Annotated in this window: 3 protein-coding genes; all 3 read right to left on the reverse strand. The window is 70.0% G+C overall.

Annotated features, from left to right (window positions below):
- Positions 1-792, reverse strand: a 792-nt coding sequence (locus tag DBR34_RS21575) for an efflux RND transporter periplasmic adaptor subunit (RefSeq protein WP_181394089.1), incomplete at its 3' end; no start/stop codon positions are given.
- 290 nt (positions 793-1,082) lie between these two features.
- Positions 1,083-3,143: a TonB-dependent copper receptor gene (locus DBR34_RS20005; protein ID WP_128098079.1), complete on the reverse strand. Its 2,061-nt coding sequence runs from the start codon at positions 3,141-3,143 to the stop codon at positions 1,083-1,085.
- Between the two features lie 73 nt (positions 3,144-3,216).
- Positions 3,217-3,507 (reverse strand): DUF2946 family protein (locus tag DBR34_RS24290; protein WP_258224192.1); only part of this gene is annotated, 291 nt, incomplete at its 5' end.

The raw sequence follows: 3,507 nt of genomic DNA on the forward strand, positions 1-3,507 counted from the left end.
GATGTCCAGCAGCATGCCCGGGCGCAGGGCGTGGTCGGCATTGATGAAGTCGGCGCGCACGGTGACCGCGCGGGTGCCCGGGTCGACGCGGGTGTCAATGGTGGCCACCACGCCCTCGAAGCTGCGGCCGGGATAGGCGACGCTGGTGGCGGTGACCTTGTCGCCGTTACCGAGGCTGGCCAGTTCGGCTTCGGGCACCTGGAAATCGACGTGCATGCGCTCGATGTCGTCCAGGGTGGCGATGCTGGTGCTGGGGGTGACCAGCGAGCCGGCACTGACCTGGCGGATGCCGAGCACGCCGGCGAACGGCGCGCGCACGCGGCGGTCGCCGATGTCCGACTGCATTTCGCGCACGCGCGCCTCGGCGGCATCGCGGATGGCGCGCTGGGTGTCCAGGGTGGCGCTGGCCACCAGCTGCTGGGCCGCCAGTTCGCGCTGCCGCTTGTAGAGCTGGTCGGCCTCGGCAAAGGTGGCCTGGGCCTGCAGCAGGGCGGCTTCCTGGGCCTGCCCGCGCAGGGTGACCAACGGAGTGCCGGCGCTGACCTGCTGGCCGCTGTCGAAGTGGACGGTCTCGATGATCTCGCTGACCTTGGCGGTAATGGTCACCGACTCACGGGCCTTGGCGGTGCCCAGGGCCTGCAGGGTGTCGTTCCATGCGGAGGTCTGCACCACCTGGGTGGTGACCGGTACGGCGTCTGCCGGCCGGCGCGCGGTGTCGTCCTTGCTGCTGCACCCGGCCAGCAGGGCCAGGGTGAGGCCAGCGGCGATGCGCGCGGTGATGCGTCCCAACATTTGGAAAAATCCCGTTAAACCCACGACCGCCGAGTGTACGGGTCGGGGCTGGCCGGGCATATGTGCCAAGCGTTTACCGGCGCCCGGTGGCAGCCGAAATGCCTTTCGTGCTGGCCCGTGCGGCTGTGTAACGGCGTGTATCGGCGCGTGTCGGATGACGTCAACGGCCGGGCGCATCGCCTCCAGCCGGGCAGAGCCCGGCTCTACGTGGCTGCGGTTCCTGGGTGACGCCTCCAGCCGGGCAGAGCCCGGCTCTACGCGGCTGCGGTTCCGGGCCCGGCGCCCCGTCCTCAGTATCGGTAATTCACCTTCATCCACGCCGTCCTGCCCGGTTCGTTGATCCGTACCGGGTCGGCCGGGAAGCCGAAATCGGCGCTGCCGGCCAGGTTCAGGTGCTCGCTGTAGGCGCGGTCGAACACGTTGTCGATGCCGGCACTGAGCAGCAATGCGTCGTTGATGCGGTAGCTGGCATTGAGCGCCAGGGTCGCAAAGCCGGCACTCGGGCCCAGGTCGCGGGCCACCACGTTGCCCTGGCCATCGGCGACGCGATGCTGGTGGGCCACCGCGCGGGCCAGCGCGCCCACGCTCCAGCGGTCGGCTTCCCAGGTGGCGCTCACGCGCGCTTCCAGCGGCGGCATCTGCGGCAGCGGCGTGCCATCGCTGCGGTTTTCGCCCCAGGCATAGGCCAGGCTTCCGCCCAGTTTCCAGTGCGCACCGAGCAGGATGTCGGCGCCGGCCTCGGCACCGGCGATGCGGGCATCCACGTTGGTGGCCTGGGTCATGCTGCCCATCATGCCGCCGTCGAAATAGGTGAACAGGATGTAGTCCTGCAGACGGCCGGCATACGCCGACACCCACGCGTTGAGGCGCGTGCTGCGGTACTGCAGGCCAAGGTCGAGCTGCGTGGTTTTCTCCGGCTGGAGGGCGGCGAACGCGTTGACCGCGCCCATCGGCCCCATGTCGGGCGAGAACAGCTCCCAGTAGTCGGGCATGCGCTCGCTGTGGCCCACACCGGCGTACCAGGTCAGCGACGGGGCCAGATCGCGTTCGATGCGCAGGAAGCCGCTCCCGAGGTACTCGCGGCGCTGCTGGCCGGCGGTGGGATCGGGCATGGCCATCATGCCCGCGGTGCGGCGTTCGTCGGTGACCTCGGCACGGTCGATGCGCAGGCCGCCCACCCAGCGCTGCGCGGTGCCTTCGCCGAGGGTGAGTTCGCTGAACGCGCCCAGGGTCTCGAAGCGCGCGTCGGTGGTCCACGGCTGCTGCCGATAGGTGTTGCGGCCCATGCCGCTGCGGCTGCGATGACGGCTGTCCTGTGCATCCACGCCGGCCACGATCGCCACGTCCTGCCAACGCCATTCCGAAGCGATGCGGCCGCCGGTGGTGCGACGGTCCACGTTGGCTGCCATCGGCATCGGCATGCTGCTGTCCGGGTTGGGCGTGCGCAGCGTGTAGTTGTCCATCACGTGGTCGGCGTCGTTGTAGTACACGTTGGCCAACAGCTTGTCCCAGGCACCGGGCAGGTTGTCCTTCTCGAAACGGGCGGCATAGCTGGTGCGCTTGAACGCAGCGCCATCCATGCCGCGCCCGGCATAGCGCGCGATGGCGTCGCCGGTGCCGGCCGACAGCTCCAGCACGGTGTCGGCATCGGGGGTCCAGCCGACGGCAACGTCGCTGTTCCACTTGCGCCACCTGGAGGGCACGACGTCGCCGTTGCCGTCCTTGTAATCGTCCGCTTCGGAGCGGTTGCCGTTGACCCGTACGTAGCCCTGCGACGCACCGGCGGTGAGGTCGAGCACCTGGTCGTTGCGGTTGCGCGAGCCGACCAGCGCGCTGGCGTTGATGTCCACGCCCGGTGCGTCGAAGCGCGGCGTGTCGCGCTCGAAGCGCACCGTGCCGGCCGACGCCCCGGCGCCCCAGCGCACGCTCTGCGGCCCCTTGATGATGGTCAGCCGGTCGAAGGTTTCCGGCGCGATGTAGGACAGCGGGTTGTCCATGCGCGAGGGGCACGCGCCGATCAGGTTGCCCTCGTTGCTGACGATGTTCAGGCGTGACCCGAACATGCCGCGCAGCACCGGATCGCCGTTGGTGCCGCCGTTGCGGATCGCCGAAAAGCCCGGCACGGTCTTGAGGTAGTCGGCGCCATCGCTGGCGGGCACCGGTTGGCGTGGCAGGCGGGGGTCGGTGACCCAGTGCAGCGGCGATGACGGGGCGGTGGCGGTCACCACCAGCGTGTCCAGGGTCTGCGCGGGCTCACGCTCGGCGGCGTGCAGCGGCAGCATGGCCAGGGCGAGCGACAGGGAAACAGACAGGCGCGTCATTGCGCCCGCGCTGCGGGAAATGGGATGCATGTGGAACTCCAGAAAACGCACAGGCGCGCGCCGCCATCACGGCGTCACGCAGCAGGAAAGGACATGGGCGGTGTCAGGCGTTCAACGGCGGGCCGCGTGCGGCGTGCGCGGGCCAGCGCAGGCTGCGCGGCGTGGCGACGGCGCGCAGCACCGTCGGGGCGATCACCGGCAGCGCCGGCAGGAGCAGGATCAGAACCGCCAGCCACGGCATCAGCCGCGAGGCCATCATGCAGTACTCGCACGCCTCGCCATGGCCGGCGTGTTCGTCCAGCGGTGGCGTGTGCGGGGTCGGTGACGCAGCGGCGGCGTGCGTGGCCATGCTGGGCATCGGCATGTCCTGCATCGACATCGCGTGGTGCTGGTG

It is taken from the genome of Stenotrophomonas sp. HMWF003, assembly GCF_003061285.1.
Taxonomy (GTDB): domain Bacteria; phylum Pseudomonadota; class Gammaproteobacteria; order Xanthomonadales; family Xanthomonadaceae; genus Stenotrophomonas; species Stenotrophomonas maltophilia_AP.

Coding starts and splice junctions, on each gene's coding strand:
- DBR34_RS20005 (WP_128098079.1), bottom strand. CDS start 3,143: ATGCATCCCATTTCCCGCAGCGCGGGCGCAATGACGCGCCTGTCTGTT.